A 21577-nucleotide genomic window follows, 5' to 3' on the forward strand; every position below is an offset into this window, starting at 1 on the left:
CCCAGCCTTGCGTATAGCGCCGCGCTTATGCGCACCGGCAGGATCGAGCGAAAGACCGCGGAAACCGCGATCGAAGTCGAGGTCAACCTCGACGGGACCGGCACTTATGCGGTGTCGACCGGGATCGGATTTCTCGACCATATGGTCGAGCAGTTCTCCCGCCATTCGCTGATCGACGTGACCATGAAGGTCGAAGGCGACCTGCACGTCGACCAGCACCACACGACCGAGGACAGCGCGATCGCGCTCGGCCAGGCGCTCGGTCAAGCGCTCGGCGACAAGGGCGGGGTCGGCCGCTACGGACAGGCCTACTCGCCGATGGACGAGACGCTGGCGCGCGTTGCGCTAGACATCTCGGGCCGGCCCTATCTTGTGTGGCGCGCGGGGTTCTCCCAGATGCGGCTCGGCGAATGGGACACCGAATTGATCGAGCACTGGTTCCATTCGGTCGCGCAGGCCGCCGGGATCACGCTCCATGTCGAGCTGCTCTACGGCAGCAACAATCACCACATCTGCGAAGCGATCTACAAGGGCTTCGCCCGCGCCATGCGCCAGGCGGTCGAGATCGATCCGCGCAAGGGCGGCACCGTGCCGAGCACGAAGGGCATGCTCGGTGGCTGAGAGGACCGCGCTGATCGACTACGGCGCCGGCAATCTCCACTCGGTCGAAAACGCGCTTCGCACGGTCGGCGCCTCGGTGGACGTAACCGCCGATCCCGACACGGTGCGCACGGCGGACCGGATCGTCCTCCCCGGCGTCGGCTCGTTCCGCGCCTGTGCGCAAGGGCTGCGCGCGATCCCGGGGCTCGTCGAGGCGATGGAAGAGCGGGTCGAGGTCGGCGGCGCCCCGTTCCTCGGAGTCTGCGTCGGCATGCAACTGCTGGCCGACCGCGGGCTGGAACACGGCACGACGCCGGGCCTCGGCTGGATCGCGGGCGAAGTGCGCGCGATTGAGCAGACCGACCCGGCGATCAAGGTGCCGCACATGGGCTGGAACGACGTCGCGCTCACCGCCCATGCCGGCCCGGTGCTAAAGGAGGGCGAGGCCTATTTCCTCCACTCCTTCCACTTTGCGGCGGAGAACCCGGCCCAGATTGCTGCGATGACCGATCACGGTGGCGGGCTCGTCGCCGCGGTTGCGCGCGACAACGTGCTGGGCGTGCAGTTCCATCCCGAGAAGAGCCAGGCCTACGGTCTCGCGCTGCTTGCGCGCTTTCTGGAGTGGCGCCCATGATCGTCTTCCCCGCAATCGACCTCAAGGGCGGCCAGGTCGTGCGCTTGGCCGAAGGCGACATGGCGCGCGCCACCGTCTATGGCGATGATCCGGCGGCGCAGGCACTGCTGTTCGCGGAGGCCGGGGCGGAGCATCTGCACGTCGTCGACCTCGACGGCTCGTTCGCTGGCAAGGCGGAGAACCGCGAGGCGGTCGAGGCGATCGTCGCCGCGTTTCCCGGCTACGTCCAGCTTGGCGGCGGGATCCGCACGCGGGAGGCGGTGGAAGGCTGGTTCGATCTCGGCGTCGCCCGGATCGTGATGGGCACCGCGGCGCTCAAGGACCCGCAGTTCGTCAGGGACATGGCGCGCGAGTTCGAGGGCGGGATTGTCGTCGCGGTCGATGCGAAGGACGGCATGGTCGCAACCGAGGGCTGGGCCGAAGTGTCCGACGTGCCGGTGGCCGATCTCGCGCGCCGGTTCGAGGACGCGGGCGTCGCCAGCGTGCTGTTCACCGACATCGGGCGCGACGGGCTACTCAAGGGCTGCAACATCGACGCGACGGTCGACCTTGCGCGCCGGGTCGACATCCCGGTCATCGCCAGCGGCGGAGTGAAGGGGCTCGACGACATCCACCTCCTCGCGCTCCACGCGCATGAGGGCATCGAGGGCGTGATCACCGGCCGCGCGCTCTACGACGGCCGACTCGATCTCGCGACGGCGATCGCGATGGCGGGGCGGGCGTGATGATTTGGGTCACGCGGAGACGCGGAGACGCGGAGAGTTTGGGCGCTCACGGACGCGCAGAGGCACGGAGGACGTCCGTCAGCGCCGCAGGCCTTATCGCGCCGACGCAACACGGTCCGGCAACGACTATTGCGGCTTCGCCGCTACGAACTTTCTCTGTGCCTCTGCGCCTCTGTGAGCGTATCAAGACAAACACCCTCCGCGTCTCCGCGTCTCCGCGTGAAATCTCTCTGCCTGGGCTTTCGGCATGACAGTCCGCATCCGCGTCATCCCCTGTCTCGACGTGGCCGATGGCCGCGTGGTCAAGGGCGTCAACTTCGTCGATCTCAAGGATGCCGGCGACCCGGTCGAGCAGGCGCAGGCCTACGACGCGGCCGGAGCGGACGAGCTGTGCTTCCTCGACATTTCTGCCAGCCATGAAGGGCGCGGGACGCTGCTCGACATCGTCCGGCGCACCGCGGCGGTGTGCTTCATGCCTCTCACCGTCGGCGGCGGCGTGCGCACCGCGGAGGATGCGCGCGCGCTCCTGCTGGCGGGGGCGGACAAAGTCGCGGTCAACAGCGCCGCCGTCGCGCGACCCGAAGTGGTGGGGGAGATCGCGGCGCGCTTCGGCAGCCAGTGCTGCGTCGCCTCGGTCGACGCGCGGCGCGTCGGCGAGGGGAAGTGGGAGGTCTTCACCCACGGCGGGCGCCGCGCGACCGGGATCGACGCGGTCGCGCACGCGGTACGGCTGGCGGACCTCGGCGCGGGCGAGCTGCTCGTGACATCGATGGACGGCGACGGCACCCAGACCGGCTACGACCTCGCGCTGACCCGCGCGATCGCCGACGCCGTGCCCGTGCCGGTGGTCGCCAGCGGCGGCGTCGGCACGCTGCAGCATCTGGTCGACGGCGTGACCGAGGGACATGCGAGCGCGGTTCTGGCGGCCTCGATCTTCCACTTCGGCGTGCACACCATCGCCGAGGCGCACGACGCCTTGCGCGCGGCGGGCTTGCCGGCGCGGGGTTAATTCGGCGCTGCCTGCAAGTACCAATCCGGGACGGCGACGAAGGGCGGCTTGCGCCCGAGGAAAACTCGGCCATGGGAACGGGACCATGCGAGCGCTCCCGATCCTTCTCCTTTTCATTGCCGCTCCCGCTGAAGCGGCGGGAACGCCGCTGCCCGAGCCGTCGAACCTCGCGCTGTTCGGCCTCGGCCTCGCCGGCCTCGTGATCGGACGGCGAATGGCGGCGCGCCGCAAGGCTCCCGACAAGGACTGATCGACTCCAAGGATTGACCGGGCCGCGCGCCGTCCGCATGAGACGGCGCATGGATACGCTCCCGCGCCTCGAAGCCATCATCGCCGAGCGACGCAAGGCCGATCCGCAGGCGAGCTACGTTGCGCAGCTCCATGCCCGCGGGCTGCCGGTGATGGCGCGCAAGGTCGGCGAAGAGGCCGTCGAGACGGCGATCGCCGCATTGGCCGGAGAGCGCGAAGAACTGGTCGGCGAGGCGGCCGATCTGGTCTTCCACCTCATGGTCCTGCTTTCGGCCAGGGACATCCCGCTCGAGGAAGTGCTGACGGAGCTGGACCGGCGGGAAGGCGTATCGGGACTGGATGAAAAGGCTTCAAGGAGCGAATGATGCCGATCGACGCGACGCAGCCGTACGACGACGACAATATCTTCGCGAAGATCCTGCGCGGCGAGATTCCCTCGACCAAGGTCTACGAGGACGAATGGGCCTACGCGTTCGAAGATATCAATCCGCAGGCCAAGGTGCATACGCTGGTGATCCCCAGGGGCCGCTATGTGAGCTGGGACGACTTCTCCGCCCAGGCGAGCGCGGAAGAGATCGCGGGTTTCGTCCGGGCGGTGGGGAGGATCGCGCGCGAGAAGGGGCTGGTCGAGCCCGGATATCGCCTGCTGGCGAACGTCGGCGCGCACGGCGGCCAGGAAGTGCCGCACCTCCATGTCCATCTGTTCGGCGGCGAGCCGCTCGGGCGGATGATCGCGAAATAGACACGATTGGCAGTTTCGATTGCTTGGCGAGTCCGGCATCAGCTAAGGCGCGTCACGATGCCCACGCGCCCAACACCTCCCGGCGGCCTGATCGATGGCACGCGCCACCTCTATGCGGTGCGGGCGTATTACGAGGACACCGATCTTTCGGGTGTCGTCTATCATGCGAACTATCTGCGCTGGTTCGAGCGCGCCCGGTCCGATCTGCTGCGCCTGCTCGATATCGATCAGCGCGCTGCGGTGGAGGCGGGCGAGGGAGCCTATGCCGTCGCCGACCTGGCCATCCGCTATCTCCGGCCGGCGCGGCTTGACGACGACGTCGTGATCGAAACCCGCTGCACCGAAATGCGCTCAGCAAGCTGCCGGATGCACCAGCGCGCGCTGCGCGGCGACGAACTGCTTGCCGAAGCCGAACTCAGAGTCGGCTTCGTCGCGCCCGACGGGCGCCCGCGCCGCCAGCCGGCGGCCTGGCGTGAAGCTTTCAAGACTGTCCTCCCCACCGAAGAAGAGGTCATATGATCCTTTCGCAACTCGCGGCGGCGACGCCTAACCGGCTCGATCCCGTTCAATTGTTTCTCGATGCCGATATCGTCGTCCAGGTCGTCATGGTCGGCCTGATCGCTGCCAGTATCTGGACCTGGATGATCATCGTATCGTTCAGCATGCGCATGAGCGGCATCCGCCGCCGCGCGAGCGCGTTCGAGGCGGACTTCTGGCGCACCGACGACTTCGACGGCTTCATGCAGCAGCACGCCAAGCGCAACGTCCCGATCGCGCGGATCGCGGGGGCGGGAATGTCCGAATGGCGCCGCTCGACCAAGGGCGGAGTCAAGGATCGCGAAGGCCTGCGCGAGCGTGTCGCGTTGGCGATGGAAGGGCAGGTCGCGGAAGAAGCGGACGATCTCGCCACGCGCCTCAATTTCCTTGCCACCGTGGGCTCCGTCGCTCCCTTCGTGGGCCTGTTCGGTACCGTTTGGGGCATCATGAACAGCTTCTTCCAGATCGGCGCGCAGGAATCGAGCTCGCTCGCGGTAGTCGCGCCGGGCATTTCCGAAGCCCTGTTCGCGACGGCGATCGGCCTGTTCGCCGCCATTCCCGCCGTCATTGCCTACAACCGCTTCAGCCACGCGGTGAACGCGTTCGAGGCGCGCCTGCAGCGCTTCGCCGACCGCTTCCACGCCAGCCTGAGCCGCGAACTGGAGCGCCTCTGACATGGCTATGGGCCTTGCACGGCCGGGCAAGCGCGCGCGGGGCAGCCGCCGCACGCCGATGGCCGAAATCAACGTCACGCCGCTGGTCGACGTCATGCTGGTGCTGCTGATCATCTTCATGGTCACCGCACCGATGCTTACGGCAGGTGTGCCCGTCGACCTGCCCGACAGCCGCGCCAACGCGCTGCCGCAGGAGCAGGAGCAGGTCACTGTATCGATCGTCGGCGACGGCACGATCTACCTCGACGAAAGCGTGCTGGCGTCCGGTGAATTGCCCGATCGGCTTGCCAATATCGGGCCGGGTCCCGACGGCAATCCGCCGCAAGTGACGCTGCGCGCCGACCGTTCGCTCGACTACGGACGGGTCATGGCGGTCATGGGCGAGCTGAACCGGGCGGGGTTCAACCAGATTCAGCTGGTCACCCACGGTTCAGTTTCGGCTCCATAGCCCGGACGTAAGATGGCAAGCGTTGCTCTATCCCGTGAAGAACGGCTCGGCCTCGGCATTGCCGTGGCGCTGCACGTTGCCTTGGGTGTGATGCTGCTGTTCCAGCCGCAGGCATCGGATCCGCCGCCGATCCCCGAGCGGATGACGGTGAGTCTCGCCGAGGACGTGGGACCGGTCGCCGTCGCGCCCGATCCGGTGGCGGAGAGCCGCGCGGCGATCGCGCCTACGCTGAGCGAGGAACCGGCGCCTGCCCCGACGGCAATCGAACCGCCGCGCCCGGCCGAGATCGAGCGCCCCGCTCCTCCCGAACGGCCCCGCCCGCGTGCGACCTCCGCGCCGCGCCAGGAAGCTCAGCCGCGCCGCGAGCCGACGCCGCGCCGCACGAGCCAGCCCGAGCAGCGGCGCACCGAGCGCAGCGGCGGCAGCCGAGTCGGCAGCGACTTTCTTGCCGGATCCGGTTCGAGCACCACCACCGAGGAAACGCGCATCCCCGCAAGTCAGATCGGCGCGAGCGCGAAGGCGTCCATCATCCAGGCGATCATCCGCCAGATCAAGCCGCACTGGTCCGCCCCGCAGGGCGCCGATGCCGATAAGCTGGTGACCATCCTCTCGTTCCGGCTCAACGAGGACGGGAGCCTTTCCGGCGCTCCGCGCGTAGTGGACCAGTCGGGCATCACGCCTGCCAACCGGCCACAGGCGGGACTCCATGCCGAACGCGCGATTCGTGCGGTCCAACTGGCGGCGCCGTTCGACTTGCCGCCCGAGTACTACAACGCCTGGAGGTCGATCGACGGCGCCAGATTCGACAGGAACCTTTCGCAATGAAACCGATCCTAGCCCTTCTGACTCTTGCTCTCTTCGTCGCGCCTGCCGCCGCCCAGGAGGCGCAGCCGACCGCTTCGGCACGCGATCTCGGCCAGCCCGTACCAACGGGCGGGGAAGTCGAGACGATCGAGCAGCAGGAAAGCGGCCTGACCTTTACCGTCACCGACGAGAGCGAATGGCAGGACCTCGGCATCGCCATCCCCGGATTCGCAACCGACCGCGATACGCCCACGCCGGCCAATTCGTCGGGAACCGCAGCGCTGGGCAAGGAACTGGCCCGCGTCGTGTTCAACGATCTGAGGAACAACGGCCTGTTCAAGCCCGTGGGGCCCGACTCGCTGCCGCAGCCGACTTTCCCGCAGATCACTGCGCCCAACTGGCCCACCTGGTCGAGCCGCGGCGCGGAAATGCTGGTGCATGGCTATGTCCGCGCCCGCGGCGACGGCAAGCTGATCGTCGGCTGCTATCTCTACGACATGGCGCTCAAGAGCGAGCTCGTGCGCGAAGGCTGGGTCGTTCCGCCCGGCGACTGGCGACGGGCCGCGCACAAATGCTCCGACCTCGTCTATTCGCGCCTCTCGGGCGAGGACCCGTTCTTCGACAGTCGCATTGCCTACATCGCGGAGACCGGCCCCAAGGACAAACGGGTCAAGCGGCTGGCGATCATGGATTCGGACGGTGCGAACCACCGGTTCATCACCACCGGACGGTCGACCGCGCTGACGCCGCGCTTCTCGCCCGACTACAGCAAGCTGCTGTATCTTTCGTACGTCGACGGCAATCCGCGCATCTATGTCTATGACATCGGGACGGGCCAGCAGACGCTGGTGACCGAGAGCGCCAATCCGACCATTGCCCCGCGCTGGAGTCCCGACGGCCGATGGATTCTCTATTCGATGGCGGTGGCCGGCAATACCGACATCTACCGCGTCCCCGCCGGGGGCGGCCGCAGCGTGCGGCTGACCAACGCGCCGGGCATCGACATCGGCGGGTCCTATTCGCCCGACGGCAGCAAGATCGTGTTCGAAAGCGACCGTTCCGGCTCGCAGCAGATCTACGTCATGGACGCCGACGGTTCGAACCAGCGGCGCATCTCGTTCTTCGGCGGACGCGCGGCGACCCCGGAATGGAGCCCGCGCGGCGATCAGATCGCGTTCACACGCATCGCAGGCAACTTCAACGTCGCGGTGATGAGCCCCAATGGCCGCAACATGCGGACTCTGACCGACGGATGGCAGGACGAGGCGCCGACCTGGAGCCCCAACGGCCGGATCATCCAGTTCTTCCGCACGGAACGAGGCTCGGGGCGGACGTCGCTGTGGCAGGTGGATCTTACCGGCCGTAACGAGCGGCGGCTGCCGACTCCGGTCGATGCGTCAGACCCGGCCTGGGGACCGATTCTGCCTTAAGTGCATTTGTCATTTGTCGTAAGGGTTGCACCCTCCGTCTTGGTATGAGGAAGACATCCATGAAAATACGCTTTGCTACTGCTGCTCTTCTCGCCGGAACCGTGGTCCTCGCGGGGTGCAAGAAGGAGCCGCCCGAGTCGCTGCCTCCCGAGCCGGCCCCGACTACCTCGGAACCGGCGCCGACCGGTCCGAGCGGCCCCGTGGTCGGCACGCAGGAGCATTTCGAGAACGCGGTGAACGGCCAGAACGTGATCTACTTCGACACGGACCGCTACAACATCGACAGCGCCGACATGGCTGCCCTGCAGACGCAGGCGCAGTACCTGGGCCAGTATCCGAACCTCAGGATCACGATCGAAGGGCACTGCGACGAGCGCGGCACGCGCGAATACAACCTCGCGCTCGGTGAGCGGCGCGCCAACGCGGCGAAGAACTATCTCGTCAGCCTGGGCGTTTCGGCCGATCGCATCCGGACGATCAGCTACGGCAAGGAACGGCCGGTGGCGCTCGGTTCGAACGAATCCGCCTGGGCGCAGAACCGCCGCGCGGTCAGCGTCGTCATCAGCTGACGAAGAACCCGGCGCGCCCCCGCACTGCCGGGGGCGCGCCGATCTCGATCACTCGACCGCGGTCCCGATGGCGAGCGGCGCGATCTGCGCAGCGGGCGTGAGGCCATCGGTCATGCCGCCCTGTCCCGCGACGAGCGCGAACAATGCCAGCGTCAGCGTGCATACCGTCGCGGAAAATGTAAGCTGTCTGCTCATCTCACGTTCTTTCGGAAGATTCCGTCGCACGCTCCATAGCTGCGCGAATGTGAACGCCATGTTGCGGTGCAGCATTTTTGCCGAATCTCTTTTTGCGCGCCTTTCCAGCGCGGGCAACGATCCCTAGACTAGTGCCGATGCCAGCCGGACCAACGACTTTACGAGGCTCAGCGTGAGCCGCGCCCGCCGATCGCTCGATTGGGGCTTTCCCCGCTGGCGCAGCTATGGCGCGTCGCGCGAAGCGGCGACCGTGCGCCTGTGCGACCGGCACGGGTGCGAGGAACCCGGCGACTGCCCGGCACCCAAGGCGCCCAACAGCCCCGATCGCTGGTACTTCTGCCAGCGCCACGCGGCCGAGTACAACTCGAAGTGGGACTATTTCGAAGGGCTGGACAAGGCGGAGAAGGAAGCGCGCACCAAGGCTGAGCGCGCCGAAAGCGCCGGCTATGCGGAGGCGCAGCACTACGGCTGGATGGGTAGCGGCGACGGCTCGCGCTCGGCGGACGAGATGCGCGCGCTCGACCTGCTGGGGCTCGAAAGCGACGCGGATTTCCCGGCGGTGAAGAAGGCCTACCGCAACCGCGCCAAGGAAGTGCATCCCGACGTCAAGCCTGGTGACGCCGAGGCCGCGAAACAGTTCCAGGCGCTGCAGGTGGCCTACGAGGTCCTTCGTCAGGCGGAGGAACGGCGCGAGTGGAAGGGCTAGGGCGATACCTCCCCTTCTCGTCATCTCCGCTTTCGCTGGGGCACCGATGTTAGGAGTCGCTGAAGATTACGATCTAGACCTCCGGTACGCAGGCGAACCGCGCCGGCGCGCACTTGAGTTCCACGGCTTACGTCACAGTCCTTCAACAGGCGATGATCTGCTCGTCCATAAACCTCCGGCGCTCCTGCTAGTCCTTCTATTGGGAGCGGTCTCTAAAAGACAGATTCTGGACTAGGATCGCTTGCAAAACACAAATCCTATAATAACTATAGAGATTCCAAAAAGTATAGGCAATGCGTAGTAAGTCAAAAACACTTCATCCCGTATAAGTGAAAAATCTCCCGAGAGTATCATGATAGTAAAGGGAGTGAACATAACAATAGGTATAGCGATAAAGCTAGTTCCCAACTGAATGCATATCCTGCGAACTATATATCCATTATCTTTAACAGACATTGTATATCTCTATTCCTGCATACTCAAAATTATGCTATCTGACCTCTACTAGGTTGCGGGGCTTCCCGAAACGCTTGACCCTGAAGTTCGCTGTAATGCATCAGCCATCTCCGTTCGCTTGCCGGCAAGATCGTACTGCATCCGGGCGAGGTCAATGCGACGCCGCATGGCCCGCTCATTGGCATTCTCAACTTCGCCAACGATAATCCGCAACCCGAGAGTAGCCGAGCTATAAACGTCGGTGGGCACGGGTTCGCTGGAAATGACGGCGGATGGGCGCGGCTGTTCCGCCTTAGGCGGCCGGAACCGTTAGCCGCCGCGCCAGCGCCTCGGCCAGCCGATCGCCCAGTTGCGGACCCTGTTCGGGATAGAGGTAGGGTTCGATCAGCTCGGCCTCCATCACCGCGAGCTCGCCGCCGGGCAATCGGACCATGTCGATCCGTGCGTAGAGCAGGTCGGCGAAGGGCAGGGCGGCCATCACCGCTTCGGCCGTGGCGAGATCGGCGGGGGCGGGATCGTAGCTGGCTTCGTGCCCGCCGAAGATCGACTGGATGCGGTACTCGCCCGCCGCCGCGCGCTTGTTCACACCGTGCGAGAAACGTCCGTCGACGAAGACGAACGTGAATTCGCCCTCCTCGAGGATCGCGGGCAGAAAGGGCTGGATCATCGCCGGGCGGCCCATGCGCCAGCCTGCGTCGGGCAGCGCATCTCGGGTGAAGCTGTGCTGGCCCTCGCCGCCCGCGCCGACGCGGCGCTTCACCACCACGCGGCCGGCATCGAAATGCGCCAGCGCCGCATCGACCTCCGCCCGCCCGACCTCGTCGTGCCACAACGTCGGCACCGTCGCGGCGCCGCGGCCGGCCAGTTCCGCGAGATAGCCCTTGTCGATGTTCCAGCGGACCACGTCGGGCGGGTTGCAGACCTCGATCCCGCGCGCGGCCAGCGCGTCGAGCCGCGCGACGAACTCGGCCGCGCGGTCCTGATAGTCCCACGCGGTGCCGAGCAGCACGCAGCCGAGATCGGCGAACTGTTCCAGCGGGGCGCGCCAGTCGACCTCGATCAGCTCCAGCCCGCGTGCGGCCAGCGCCGGCCGCAGCGCGGCGACTTCGAGATCGTGCTCGAAGGCGTCGCCGCGCCGCGGCCCGGTGCCCGGTAGCGTACCCGGGCAAGCGAGAAAGCCGACTTTCATCCGCGCGTCAGACCTGTTCGAGCGCCTGCTCGAAGTCGGCGACGAGGTCGTCGGGATCCTCGATGCCGATCGAGATGCGGACCAGGTTATCGGTAATACCGAGCGCGGCCCTGCGAGGTCCCGGCACCGACAGGTGGGTCATCGAGGCGGGGTGGCTGGCCAGCGTTTCCGTGCCGCCGAGGCTGACCGCGAGCTTGGCGACCTTGAGCGCGTCGAGGAAGCGGAAGCATTCTGCCTCGCCGCCTTCGATGAAGACCGAGAAGGTCGATCCCGCTCCCGTGCAGTGGCGCTCATAGATGTCCTTCTGCCGCGCATCCTCGATGAAGCCGAGGTAGCCGAGCCGCTCGACCTTGGGGTGGCCGCGCAGGTATTCGCAGACCTTGGCCGCGTTCTCGCCCGCGCGCTGCATCCGCAGCTCGACGGTTTCGAGCGAGCGCAGCAGCATCCACGCGGTGTTCGGGTCGGCGATGCCGCCCATCGTGTTGCGCAGCGCGCGGACCGGGTCCATCCACTTCTTCGCGCCGGCCACGCTGCCTGCGACGAGGTCCGAGTGGCCGCCGACGTACTTGGTCAGCGAGTAGGCGACGATGTCCGCCCCGTTGTCGAGCGGGCGCTGCCACAGCGGGCCGAGGAAGGTGTTGTCGATCGCGATCGGTGTCACGTCCTTGTCGAGCACCGCATCGCGCGCGTCGCGCACCGCCTCGACGTCGACCAGCGCATTGGTCGGATTGCCCGGGCTTTCGAGATAGATCATCGCGACCTTGCCGCCCTGCTCGTCTGCCTGTGCCTTGGCCTTGGCAATCACCGTGTCCAGTTCCTCGCGAGTCGCACCTGCGGGGAAATCGACGTAGGTCACCCCAAATTTCGCCAGCACTTTGGCCACGAAGCCCTCGCTCGCGGCGTAGAGCGGGCCCGAATGGATGATCACGTCGCCGGCCGAGACGTAGGCGAGCATCAGAATGCAGATCGCCGTCATTCCGCTGGAGAACGACAGCGCGTCTTCCGCGCCGTCCCAGATCGCCAGGCGGTCCTCGAGGATTTCCTGGTTGGGGCCGTTGAAGCGCGAGTAGACCAGGCCTTCCGCGCCGCCGGGGCGCAGGCCGGTGATGCCTTCGAAATGACGCTTGCCTGCAGCGGCACTTTCGAACGCGAACGTGCTGGTGAGAAAGATCGGCGGCTTGAGGGACCCTTCCGACAGGGCAGGATCGTAGCCGTGGCCCATCATCAGCGTGCTGGGCTTGAGCCGACGCCCGTCGATCCTGGTCACTTCGGGTTTGGGATTGCGGCGCGGGGTGGGCTTGTCGGTGGAATCGATGGCGTCCGGCATGGAGCGCTCCTTCCTTTGCATCATGCTCCCAGGAAGGCAGGAGCCCGGATGGCTTGTCGGGCGGCGCCCGTTCCTAACCTCCGCAGGAACGCATCTCCGCCCGGTGCCGGTCGATGGATTGCAATTATCGCCGCGCAGAGCGGTTTTCAACTCGCCGCGAGTCCTCTTATCGTCGCGGATTTCGGCGGGAACGACCGATTGGGCCTAGCCCGGCTCGACCGTGAACGATTCGATGTGCCAGCGCAGCTGCTCCGCCGTCGCGCCGGGCACGTCGTTGACCCGCCGCAGCACGATCGCACCCCTCAGGCTGGCGCCGTCCTTGGCGGTGATGGTCGTCGGCACCTCGTAGTAGAGCGATCCCGCCCCGCCTTCCATGCGGCCCATTGGGGTGGCGACGGTGATCTCGTCCATGCCGTCGAAGATCGCCCTGAACTCCTCGTAGGTCATGCTCTCCCGGGCGGCATCGCCGAGGATGGCATAGGCCCTGTCGAAGTCCTCGAACTCGATGGCGCGCGCGAAGTCCAGCAGGACTTTCCGTGCGCCGGGCTCGCCTTTTTCCGCCTGCGGCACGAGCGTGGCGCCGGTGTCGGCGACGGGCGACCGATCCGCTGCCACGCCCTGGGGCGGAGCCTCGGCCGCAGTCGGTGGGGCGGGTGCTTCGGGAACCGTCATGTCGTTCGCCTGCGGATCGGCGTCACCGTTCGCCCGGTCGCAGGCGGCGAGGGCAAGGGCGAGGGCGGCAAGGAGCGCGGCGGACTGTCGGGGCGCGAGGCGTGAAGGCTGCATGTGTCTTCCCAAGGGCTGCATCTTCGATCAACCGGACGATACACCAGGAGTTCCGCTCTCCAAAATGCCTGTCCCGATCCCGAACCGGCAGTTCAGGTGCGGCTAAACCGGATCATGTCATCTGCAGGGCATGATCCGCACTGCCATCATTGCCGCGCTCGTGGCGGCCCTTCCGGCGATCGCCCTCTCCGTGCCCGAGTCGTCCGCGGCCCGCGCCGCGCCCGCGCGCGCATCGGAGTGGGAAATCGGCCCGATCCTGCGCGGCCGGAGCTACTCGCCCGGCATGCCGCGTTACGCGGCGCGAGAGAACGGGGCGACCTTCTTCGACATTCCCTGGCCCAGCCCCCGCGAAGGGCACGTGCACTACGTGACGGTGCCGACCGGTTCGCTCACCGGCGCGCGCAGGATCGTGCTGCGCTACCGCATCGACGGCGAGCGGGGCGTGCGTATCCTGCCGGAGGAGAACCCCCGCCAGAAGGCGACCCTGTCGCTCTACTTCCAGCGTGGCGGCGACAAGTGGACCGGCAAGGGACGCTACGCCACGTATCGCTGGTATGCGCCGGCCGCGACGATGGGACCGCTCACGCCCGGCACGCACGAAGTCAGCGTGCCGCTCGATGCGAACTGGACCGCGGTGCAGGGCGCGAACCGGAACAGCGCACCCGAAGCCTTCGCCCGGGCGCTGGAAGATGCCTCGAGGGTCGGATTCGTGCTCGGGTCGAGCGGCGGGCGCGGCCACGGCGTGTTCGCAACCGGGCCCGCGCGCTTCACGATTCTCGATTTCCGGGTGGAGTAGCGGCTGAAATCCCGGCCTACTTCGGTGCCAGGACCATCAGCATCTGGCGCCCTTCGAGGCGCGGGTAAGCCTCGACCTTCGCGATTTCTTCGACGTCGTCCTGCACGCGCCGCAGCAGGTCCATGCCGAGCTGCTGGTGCGCCATCTCGCGCCCGCGGAAGCGCAGGGTGACCTTCACCTTGTCGCCATGCTCGATGAACTTGTTCACGTTGCGCATCTTCACGTCGTAGTCGTGATCGTCGATGTTCGGACGCATCTTTATCTCTTTGATTTCCTGCGTCTTCTGCGTCTTGCGCGCGGCGTTGGCCTTCTTCTGCGCCTCGTAGCGGTACTTGCCGACGTCGAGGAACTTGCAGACCGGCGGATCGGCGTTGGGGGAAACTTCGACGAGGTTCAGGCCGACTTCGGCCGCCTGTTCGATCGCTTCGCGGGTGTACATCACGCCGAGGTTCTCGCCATTCTCATCGATGACGCGAACTTTGTCGGACTGGATCAGCTTGTCGTAGCGCGGGCCGCTCTTGACGGGCGGTTGCAACATGCGCCGGGGGGGACGGGCTATGGGGCGGTCTCCTGTTTGCCGTTGTTTGGTTGCGCCCCATGTAGGCGGAATCGCAGGGATTCGCTAGAGGCCCCGCGAGAGGAGTTCCCGTCTGCGCTCCGGTGTTTCCATTATGCCGCGGCGCGCCACAGCGGGAACTGTGCGAGCTTGCCGGCCAGGGGCAGCACGGCGTCGATCCGCGCGGCAGGCTGCATCGCGTCCCGGATCGCCGGGTCGGCCGCGTTCATCCCGCCGGTCAGCGCGCCGAAGGCGGGCAGGATCATCCGCCCGCCGCTGCCGTCGCCGCTCGCCACCACTGCGCAGGGACGCCGGATGTGCCGCTCGCGCACGGTGACCTGAAGCCGCGGGTGGTAATGGCCCGACAGCTCGGGCCGCGTCTCTCCCGCGCGGGCCTGATGGCGCAGGACGATCCCGGCCAGTTCCAGCTCCTCGGCGATCGTCCCGCCGCTGCGCGCTTCCATCGCCGGATCGTGGTTGCCGGTGATCCAAACCCAGTCGGTCGCCCGGGTGAGCGCGGCGAGCATGCCCGCCGCATGATCCTCCAGCCGCGTACTGCCGTGGCTGTCGTGGAAGTTGTCGCCCAGCGTGTAGACGCGCCGTGCGCCCGTCTCGCGGATCGCCAGCGCGACGCGCTCCAGCGTCTCGCGGCTGTCGTAGGGCGGCAGCATCTGCCCGTGGCGCGCATAGAAGCTCGCCTTCTCGAGGTGCAGGTCCGCGACCAGCAGCGCCCGTTCGCGCGGCCAGTAGAGCGCGCGGCCTTGCGTGAGGACGAACTCCTCGCCAGCGAACGAAAGGGGAACCATGGACCGCTCTTGCCGTAGCGGATTGGGCTTGGCAAGGGATTCGCACGATGACCGACTGGCAACCCCACACCGCCCGGGCGAAAGACTGGTTCGAGGACTTGCGCGACCGCATCTGCGCCGAGTTCGAGACGATCGAGCGCGAGGCGGGCTCCGACGCGGCGTTCGAATACACCCCGTGGCAGCGCGAGGAGGAGGGCAACGCCGAGCCCGGCGGCGGCGTGCGCGGGGTGATGAAGGGCAAGGTGTTCGAGAAGGTCGGGGTCAACGTCTCCACCGTCCACGGCCGCTTCGCGCCCGAGTTCGCGCGCAGGATCCACGGGGCGGAGGAGAACCCGGAGTTCACCGCCACCGGCATCAGCCTCGTCGCCCACATGGCCAACCCGCACGTGCCCGCCGTGCACATGAACACGCGCTTCCTGACGACCGCGAAGGCTTGGTTCGGGGGCGGGGCGGACCTCAACCCGCCGATCCCCTACGAGGACGATACCGAGGCATTCCACGCCGCCTTCCGCGCGATCTGCGCGCGGCACAACCCGACCTATTACGAGCGCTTCAGGAAGTGGGCGGACGACTATTTCTTCATCCCCCACCGCGGTGTCCACCGCGGGGTGGGCGGCATTTTCTACGACCACCTCGAATGCGCCGACGAGGCCGCGTGGGAACGCAACTTCGCCTTCACGCAGGACGTCGGCAGCGCGTTTCTCGAGGTGTTCCCCAGGATCGTCCGCCGCCGGATGGAGACGGAATTCACGCCCGAGGACAAGCGCCGCCAGCTCGAATGGCGCGGCCGCTACGCCGAGTTCAATCTCGTCTACGACCGCGGCACGCTGTTCGGCCTCAAGACCGGCGGCAATATCGACGCCATCCTGATGAGCCTGCCGCCCGAAGCGGTGTGGAGCTGAACTTCGTCCGGCGCTTGGCACCGCTCGCCCGCGCCGATATGCGAACCTGATAACCGCCATCCGGGAGAGACCCATGCGCCCCATCGCCGCCGCGCTTTCGCTGCTTCTTGCCACTACCGCCTGCACCACGATGGAGGCGCAGCCGCCGGCCGCCTCGGCCGAGCGCATGGTCGCGCCGATCCTGACCACGCCCGATGCGGTCGACAGCGCGACCTTCGCGCAGCCGCAGGTCGCGCGGGTGACGCACGTGGCGCTCGATCTCGCGCTCGATTTCGAACGTGACAGCGTCGGCGGCACCGCCACGCTCGATATCCTCGCGCGACCCGATGCATCGCAGATCGTGCTCGACAGCGACGGGCTGCAGGTCAGCCGTGTCACCGACGGGCGCGGCAACGAGCTCGAGTTCGAAGTCGGCGAGCGGGTCAAAGGCAAGGGTGCGCCGCTGACGATCACGATCGGGAACGCGCGCCGCGTGGTCATCTCCTACACCGCCAACCCGCAGGCGAGCGCGCTCCAGTGGCTCGATCCCGAACAGACCGCGGGCGGCGAGCATCCGTTCCTGTTCAGCCAGGGCCAGGCGATACACAACCGGAGCTGGATCCCGACACAGGACAGCCCCGGCATCCGCCAGACCTGGGAAGCGCGGATCACTGCGCCGAAGCCGCTCGACGTGGTCATGTCGGGCATTCTCCAGGGTGAGCCGGAAGACCTCGGGAACGGCCGCCGCGCGTTCCGCTTCCTGATGGACAAGCCGGTCGCGCCCTACCTGATCGCGATCGCCGCGGGCGACATCGACTTCCGCGCCATCGGCCCGCGCACCGGCGTCTGGGCCGAACCGGCGATTCTCGAGCGCGCGCACTGGGAAGTCGCCGACACCGAGGACATGGTGGAGGAGGCGGAGGAGCTTTACGGCCCCTACCGCTGGGGCCGCTACGACATGATCGTCCTTCCGCCCGCCTTCCCCTACGGCGGGATGGAGAACCCGGTCATGACTTTCCTCACGCCGACGTTCATCGCCGGGGACCGCAGCCTCACCGGCCTGGTCGCGCACGAGCTGGCGCACTCGTGGTCGGGCAATCTCGTCACCAACGCGGTCTGGGCCGATAGCTGGCTCAACGAAGGGGTGACGTCCTATTTCGAGAACCGCATCATCGAGGAAATCTACGGCGAGAAGCGCGCCGAGCAGGAAGCCGCGCTGAGCTTCGCCGCGATCGAGGACACGCTGGCCGAAGTCGGCGCCGATGCCCCGGGCACGGCGCTGCACCAGCCCGACGGCACCGACAGCGCGGGCAGCGCGATCGTCTATGACAAGGGCGCGGCCTTCCTGCGCACGCTCGAGCGCGAGGTCGGGCGCGAGCGTTTCGACGCCTGGCTGCGCCAGTGGTTCGACAATCACGCGTTCGAACCGGCGACCTCGGCCATGATCTACGAGGACATGCGCACGAACCTCGCCCGCAGCGAGGCGGAAGCCGAGCGGCTGCGGCTGCGCGAATGGATCTACGAGCCCGGCCTGCCGGCCAACGTCGCACGGCCCGACCCGGCGGCGTTTGCGACGGTCGATGCGGCTGCGGCGTCCTACGGCGCAGGCCGCGCGATCCCGTCGGCGAGCACGTGGCGCGCGTGGAGCTCGGCCGAGCGCCAGCGCTTCCTGCGCAAGCTGCCGCGGCAGCTCTCGGCGGAGGAACTCGCGCAGCTCGACCGGCAGCTCGGCCTGTCGGGCACCGGCAACAACGAGGAGCTGTTCCTGTGGCTCGATCTCGCGCTTGCCAACCGCTACGAGCCTGCGGTGCCCAAGGTCGAGGCTTTCCTCGCCGAAGTCGGCCGCGCGAAGTTCGTCCGCCCGCTGTTCGTCACGCTGATGGAGGAAGGCGACTGGGGCCAGCCAATCGCGCAGCGCATCTACGCGAAGACCCGCCCGAGCTATCACGCCGTGACCCGCGGGAGCGTGGACAAGGTGGTCGACTGGAAAGAGTGACGGTCGGCTGCGCTCGGCAGATGGAGCAAGGGCGCGGGCCGCTGCGGCGCCGGCGCGCAGCGTCCCTCTCGCCCGCTGGCAACCCACCATCCTGTCATCCCCGCGAAAGCGGGGATCCATGGATCGGACGGCGGACCCTGGATCCCCGCTTTCGCGGGGATGACAAAGGGGGTGACGGGAGCGGGTCTCTCCCTCCCTCCTCACCGGACATCTTGACAAAACGAACCATATAGGTTAGGGGGTGCTGGCCTGGTGGACCTCAACGCCAGGCAACGAGGATCGGGGCAGGCGCTTGTGTCGACGGTGCCTTGTCTCTCTTCCGCTGGTCGATGGGCTCTGCTCCTCGCTCCAGCGGCGCGGCCGGTGCGGCTGGCGTGCGATGCAAGGCTCGGGTGTAACCCCTCAAGGAGCCGGAAGCATTGCTCCCTTCCGCCGGAAGCCGGGACATGGATGTTCGCGGTGCCTGCGCGCTGCCCTTGCGAACCCGGCGATCAGCCCCGGGTCTCCCGGCAGCGGCCCACCGCGCGCTGGCGTGGCGGATCAGCCACGGGGCACGGGCGGACTTTTGGCGAGTCCCGGCTGTCTGCGCCCGCCAGTCCCGGACCGCAGGGATCGAACCGGGCCCCACCGCGGCGGCGGCGGGCAAGCGGATCGTGCGCGGCGAACCTCACGCCGTAACGCCTTCCGTCGGTCGTTCGCGAACATACCGCCACCCGCCCGACCCCGCGCACGCTCCTGGCGTGCCGCACCGGCCGCGCGATCCGAGTACCAAGGCGTCACGCATCCGGGTTCGCCGCCGGAGGATCAAGCGCGTGGGTGCGTTCCTCGCGTCAGGCGATCCACAGTCTCAGGATCCAGGCCACCACGCCCAGCACCGCGACGCTGGCAAGCCAGATCGCCGCGAGCCATGCGAGTCGCTGCCACAGCGGCTTCCGCTCGGCGTCGCGACCGGCCTCATCCATCAGTGATAACCTTCGTGGCCGACCTTGCCGCGGAAGACCCAGTAGGCCCAGCCGGTATAGGCGAGGATCAGCGGCATCGTGATGCCGACGCCGATCAGCATGAAGATCTGGCTGCTCTCGGGCGCGGCGGCATCCCAGATCGTGACCTGGTCGGGCACGATGTAGGGGAACATCGACACCCCGAGCCCGGCCATGCCGAGGAAGAACAGCGCCAGCGAGAGCCAGAACGGCGCGGCCTCCCCCCCCTTGGCGAGGCCGCGGAACAGCAGGAAGGCGATGATCGCGGTCAGCAGCGGCACGTTGGCGGCGAACAGCACGCTCGGCATCGAGAACCACCGGTCGAAATATTGCCCCCCGAGAAACACGGTATAGAGGCTGACCGCGACCAGCAGCGCCAGCGTGGCGATCGCGGCGCGGAACGCCATGCGCCGGGCATGGTCCTGCGCCGGACCCTCGAGCTTCCAGATCAGCCAGGTGCTGCCGAGCAGCGCATAACCGGCGACCGTGCCCAGGCCGGTCAGTAGCGTATAGGGCGTCAGCCAGTCCCACCAGCTCCCGGCATAGGCACGGTCCGCGACTTCGATCCCCTGCAGCAATGCGCCGAGCACCATGCCCTGCGTCAGCGCGGCGACGAACGAGCCGGCCGTGAAAGCCAGGTCCCACAGCGCACGGTGGCCCGGGTCGCGCCAGCGGAACTCGAACGCCACGCCGCGGAACACGAGGCCCAGCAGCATGGCGATGATCAGCGGATAGGTTGCGGGTAGGACGATCGCGTAGGCGAGGGGAAAGGCCGCCATCAACCCGCCGCCGCCGAGCACCAGCCAGGTCTCGTTTCCGTCCCACACCGGCGCGATCGAGTTCATCGCGCTGTCGCGCTCCTCGCCGACGCCGAAGCTCGGGAAGAGGATGCCGATCCCGAGATCGAACCCGTCCATCACCACGTAGGCGAACACCGCGAAGGCGATGATGAAGGCCCAGACGAGCGAGAGATCGATCATGCCTCGTCCTCTCCGTCGGGAATGGTCTCGCGCCGGCCGGGGTTCTGCGTCGGCCCCGGGGTGATGCCGGAAGTGCGGATCGGCCCTTTCTCTCCGTGCTTGACGCCGCGCTCACCCGGCATCGGCGACTTGCTCATCAGCCTGAGGATGTACCAGGTGCCCGCGCCGAAGACCGCGAAGTAGACGATCACGAAGGCGACGAGCGACGTCGCCACCGCCGGCGCGTCGAGCGGACTGGCGCTGTCGGCGGTGCGCAGCAGCCCGTAGATCGTCCACGGCTGCCGCCCGACCTCGGTCGTGATCCATCCGGCGAGCACGGCGGCAAAGCCCGAGGGGCCCATGACCAGCGCCGCGCGGTGGAGCCAGCGCCAGTCGTAGAGCTTGCGCCGCGCCCGCGCGAGCAGGCTCCACATGCCGATCCCGAGCATGGCCAGGCCGATCGCGACCATCACCCGGAACGACCAGAACACGACCTCCACCGGCGGCCGGTTCTCCTTCGGAATCGTGTCGAGCCCGGCGAGCGGCGCGTCCGGATCGTGCTTGAGAATCAGCGAGGAGGCCTTGGGAATCTCGACCGCGTAGTGGACCGTCTCCTCCTCGCTGTCGGGAATGCCGAACAGGATCAGCGGCGCCCCATTGGGGTGGCTTTCGAAATGCCCCTCCATCGCCATGATCTTGGCCGGCTGGTGCTCGAGCGTGTTGAGCCCGTGCAGGTCGCCCGCGAGAATCTGGACCGGCGCGACGATCGCGGCCATCCACATCGCCATCGAGAACATCGTCCGCGCATGGGGATTGGTGCGGTCCTTGAGCAGGTGCCAGGCGCCGACCCCGCCGACGACGAAGGCCGTCGTCAGATAGGCCGCGATCACCGTATGGACGAGGCGGTAGGGGAAGCTCGGATTGAAGACGATGTCCCACCAGCTCTCGCCCGGCAGGAACTGGCCGTTGGCGCCCATCACGAAGCCGGTCGGCGTCTGCATCCACGAATTGACGCTCAGGATCCAGAAGGCCGAGACGAACGTGCCGAGCGCGACCATGCAGGTCGCCGCGAAGTGCAGCTTGCGCCCTACTTTCTCCATCCCGAACAGCATGACGCCGAGGAAGCCCGCCTCGAGGAAGAAGGCGGTCAGCACCTCGTAGGCCATCAGCGGCCCGATCACCGGCCCCGCGCGATCGGAGAAGACCGCCCAGTTGGTGCCGAACTGATAGGACAGCACGATGCCCGAGACGACGCCCATCGCGAAGGTGACGGCGAAGATCTTCAGCCAGTACTTGAACAGGTCGTGATAGCGCTGCTCGCCCGTCTTGAGCCACAGCCCTTCGAGCACCGCGAGATAGCTCGCGAGCCCGATCGAGAAAGCGGGAAAAAAGAAGTGGAAGCTCACCGTAAAGGCGAACTGGATCCGCGCGAGGAGGATGGCATCGAGGTCCTGCAGCATCGCGGCCGGGAGCCTAGCCGAGATCGAAAGCCGCGTATATCGCCATTCCGGGAAACAACGGTT

Annotated in this window: 26 protein-coding genes; 17 read left to right on the top strand and 9 right to left on the bottom strand. The window is 67.3% G+C overall.

Going from position 1 to position 21577, the window contains the following annotated elements:
• Window positions 1–27: 27 nt before the first annotated feature.
• From hisB to pal, 13 genes are all read left to right on the top strand, one after another.
• Window positions 28–621: an imidazoleglycerol-phosphate dehydratase HisB gene (gene hisB, locus ETX26_RS00690; RefSeq protein ID WP_129522804.1), complete on the top strand. Its 594-nt coding sequence runs from the start codon at window positions 28–30 to the stop codon at window positions 619–621.
• A complete protein-coding gene (gene hisH / locus ETX26_RS00695; protein ID WP_129522805.1) occupies window positions 614–1234 on the top strand; it encodes an imidazole glycerol phosphate synthase subunit HisH in 621 nt (206 codons plus the stop codon). The genes hisB and hisH overlap by 8 nt, the downstream gene beginning before the upstream one ends.
• Window positions 1231–1959 carry a 1-(5-phosphoribosyl)-5-[(5-phosphoribosylamino)methylideneamino]imidazole-4-carboxamide isomerase gene (gene hisA, locus ETX26_RS00700; RefSeq protein ID WP_129522806.1) on the top strand — a complete coding sequence of 243 codons (729 nt, stop codon included), beginning with the start codon at window positions 1231–1233 and terminating at the stop codon, window positions 1957–1959. Before hisH ends, hisA begins: the two co-directional genes overlap by 4 nt.
• Window positions 1960–2206: 247 nt before the next feature.
• Window positions 2207–2968 carry an imidazole glycerol phosphate synthase subunit HisF gene (hisF, locus tag ETX26_RS00705; protein ID WP_129522807.1) on the top strand — a complete coding sequence of 254 codons (762 nt, stop codon included), beginning with the start codon at window positions 2207–2209 and terminating at the stop codon, window positions 2966–2968.
• Between the two features lie 85 nt (window positions 2969–3053).
• Window positions 3054–3218: a PEP-CTERM sorting domain-containing protein gene (locus ETX26_RS00710; protein WP_129522808.1), complete on the top strand. Its 165-nt coding sequence runs from the start codon at window positions 3054–3056 to the stop codon at window positions 3216–3218.
• A gap of 49 nt (window positions 3219–3267) precedes the next feature.
• On the top strand, window positions 3268–3582 hold the full coding sequence (locus ETX26_RS00715) for a phosphoribosyl-ATP diphosphatase (protein WP_129522809.1): 315 nt from the start codon (window positions 3268–3270) through the stop codon (window positions 3580–3582).
• Window positions 3582–3959, top strand: coding sequence for a histidine triad nucleotide-binding protein (locus ETX26_RS00720; protein WP_129524076.1), 378 nt, complete (start codon window positions 3582–3584; stop codon window positions 3957–3959). Before ETX26_RS00715 ends, ETX26_RS00720 begins: the two co-directional genes overlap by 1 nt.
• A gap of 57 nt (window positions 3960–4016) precedes the next feature.
• A complete protein-coding gene (locus ETX26_RS00725) occupies window positions 4017–4478 on the top strand; it encodes a YbgC/FadM family acyl-CoA thioesterase (protein WP_129522810.1) in 462 nt (153 codons plus the stop codon).
• On the top strand, window positions 4475–5170 hold the full coding sequence (gene tolQ, locus ETX26_RS00730) for a protein TolQ (protein WP_129522811.1): 696 nt from the start codon (window positions 4475–4477) through the stop codon (window positions 5168–5170). The genes ETX26_RS00725 and tolQ overlap by 4 nt, the downstream gene beginning before the upstream one ends.
• Before the next feature lies 1 nt (window position 5171).
• Window positions 5172–5618, top strand: a complete 447-nt coding sequence (locus tag ETX26_RS00735) for an ExbD/TolR family protein (protein WP_129522812.1) — start codon at window positions 5172–5174, stop codon at window positions 5616–5618.
• Window positions 5619–5630: 12 nt separating this feature from the next.
• On the top strand, window positions 5631–6443 hold the full coding sequence (locus tag ETX26_RS00740) for an energy transducer TonB (RefSeq protein ID WP_129522813.1): 813 nt from the start codon (window positions 5631–5633) through the stop codon (window positions 6441–6443).
• Window positions 6440–7852 carry a Tol-Pal system beta propeller repeat protein TolB gene (gene tolB / locus ETX26_RS00745; protein WP_129522814.1) on the top strand — a complete coding sequence of 471 codons (1413 nt, stop codon included), beginning with the start codon at window positions 6440–6442 and terminating at the stop codon, window positions 7850–7852. Before ETX26_RS00740 ends, tolB begins: the two co-directional genes overlap by 4 nt.
• A gap of 59 nt (window positions 7853–7911) precedes the next feature.
• On the top strand, window positions 7912–8421 hold the full coding sequence (gene pal, locus ETX26_RS00750; protein WP_129522815.1) for a peptidoglycan-associated lipoprotein Pal: 510 nt from the start codon (window positions 7912–7914) through the stop codon (window positions 8419–8421).
• Window positions 8422–8469: 48 nt separating this feature from the next.
• Here pal and ETX26_RS14220 read toward each other — a convergent pair whose 3' ends face one another.
• On the bottom strand, window positions 8470–8616 hold the full coding sequence (locus ETX26_RS14220) for a hypothetical protein (RefSeq protein WP_165271669.1): 147 nt from the start codon (window positions 8614–8616) through the stop codon (window positions 8470–8472).
• A 172-nt stretch (window positions 8617–8788) separates the two neighbouring features.
• Here ETX26_RS14220 and ETX26_RS00755 point away from each other — a divergent pair, with 172 nt between their 5' ends.
• Window positions 8789–9322 (top strand): J domain-containing protein, encoded by a 534-nt coding sequence (locus ETX26_RS00755; RefSeq protein WP_129522816.1) that lies wholly within the window; start codon window positions 8789–8791, stop codon window positions 9320–9322.
• Between the two features lie 748 nt (window positions 9323–10070).
• On the opposite strand, the gene ETX26_RS00760 is transcribed toward ETX26_RS00755, so the two are convergent.
• The 3 genes from ETX26_RS00760 to ETX26_RS00770 form a co-directional block, all read right to left on the bottom strand.
• Window positions 10071–10967, bottom strand: coding sequence for an ATP-grasp domain-containing protein (locus tag ETX26_RS00760; RefSeq protein WP_225425440.1), 897 nt, complete (start codon window positions 10965–10967; stop codon window positions 10071–10073).
• Window positions 10968–10974: 7 nt separating this feature from the next.
• Window positions 10975–12294, bottom strand: a complete 1320-nt coding sequence (locus ETX26_RS00765) for a cystathionine gamma-synthase family protein (RefSeq protein ID WP_129522817.1) — start codon at window positions 12292–12294, stop codon at window positions 10975–10977.
• A 204-nt stretch (window positions 12295–12498) separates the two neighbouring features.
• Window positions 12499–13080, bottom strand: a complete 582-nt coding sequence (locus ETX26_RS00770) for a hypothetical protein (RefSeq protein ID WP_129522818.1) — start codon at window positions 13078–13080, stop codon at window positions 12499–12501.
• A 130-nt stretch (window positions 13081–13210) separates the two neighbouring features.
• Here ETX26_RS00770 and ETX26_RS00775 point away from each other — a divergent pair, with 130 nt between their 5' ends.
• Window positions 13211–13876, top strand: coding sequence for a hypothetical protein (locus ETX26_RS00775; RefSeq protein ID WP_129522819.1), 666 nt, complete (start codon window positions 13211–13213; stop codon window positions 13874–13876).
• A 16-nt stretch (window positions 13877–13892) separates the two neighbouring features.
• On the opposite strand, the gene infC is transcribed toward ETX26_RS00775, so the two are convergent.
• Together infC and pdeM are read right to left on the bottom strand one after the other, a co-directional pair.
• A complete protein-coding gene (gene infC / locus ETX26_RS00780) occupies window positions 13893–14414 on the bottom strand; it encodes a translation initiation factor IF-3 (protein WP_129522820.1) in 522 nt (173 codons plus the stop codon).
• Window positions 14415–14545: 131 nt separating this feature from the next.
• On the bottom strand, window positions 14546–15238 hold the full coding sequence (gene pdeM, locus ETX26_RS00785; protein ID WP_129522821.1) for a ligase-associated DNA damage response endonuclease PdeM: 693 nt from the start codon (window positions 15236–15238) through the stop codon (window positions 14546–14548).
• A gap of 47 nt (window positions 15239–15285) precedes the next feature.
• Between pdeM and hemF the strand changes: the two genes are divergently transcribed.
• A complete protein-coding gene (hemF, locus tag ETX26_RS00790) occupies window positions 15286–16140 on the top strand; it encodes an oxygen-dependent coproporphyrinogen oxidase (RefSeq protein WP_129522822.1) in 855 nt (284 codons plus the stop codon).
• Window positions 16141–16213: 73 nt separating this feature from the next.
• A complete protein-coding gene (locus ETX26_RS00795; RefSeq protein WP_129522823.1) occupies window positions 16214–18115 on the top strand; it encodes a M1 family metallopeptidase in 1902 nt (633 codons plus the stop codon).
• A gap of 830 nt (window positions 18116–18945) precedes the next feature.
• Here the strand turns inward: ETX26_RS00795 and ETX26_RS00800 are convergent.
• The 3 genes from ETX26_RS00800 to ETX26_RS00810 are packed head-to-tail and all read right to left on the bottom strand — an operon-like array spanning window position 18946 to window position 21514.
• Window positions 18946–19077 carry a DUF2474 domain-containing protein gene (locus tag ETX26_RS00800; protein WP_129522824.1) on the bottom strand — a complete coding sequence of 44 codons (132 nt, stop codon included), beginning with the start codon at window positions 19075–19077 and terminating at the stop codon, window positions 18946–18948.
• Window positions 19077–20075: a cytochrome d ubiquinol oxidase subunit II gene (gene cydB, locus ETX26_RS00805; protein WP_129522825.1), complete on the bottom strand. Its 999-nt coding sequence runs from the start codon at window positions 20073–20075 to the stop codon at window positions 19077–19079. The genes ETX26_RS00800 and cydB overlap by 1 nt, the downstream gene beginning before the upstream one ends.
• Entirely contained in the window at window positions 20072–21514 is a 1443-nt protein-coding gene (locus ETX26_RS00810) for a cytochrome ubiquinol oxidase subunit I (RefSeq protein WP_129522826.1), read from the bottom strand. Before ETX26_RS00810 ends, cydB begins: the two co-directional genes overlap by 4 nt.
• Window positions 21515–21577: the final 63 nt, after the last annotated feature.

Origin of the sequence: Pelagerythrobacter rhizovicinus (assembly GCF_004135625.1) — a bacterium.
Lineage (GTDB): Bacteria > Pseudomonadota > Alphaproteobacteria > Sphingomonadales > Sphingomonadaceae > Pelagerythrobacter > Pelagerythrobacter rhizovicinus.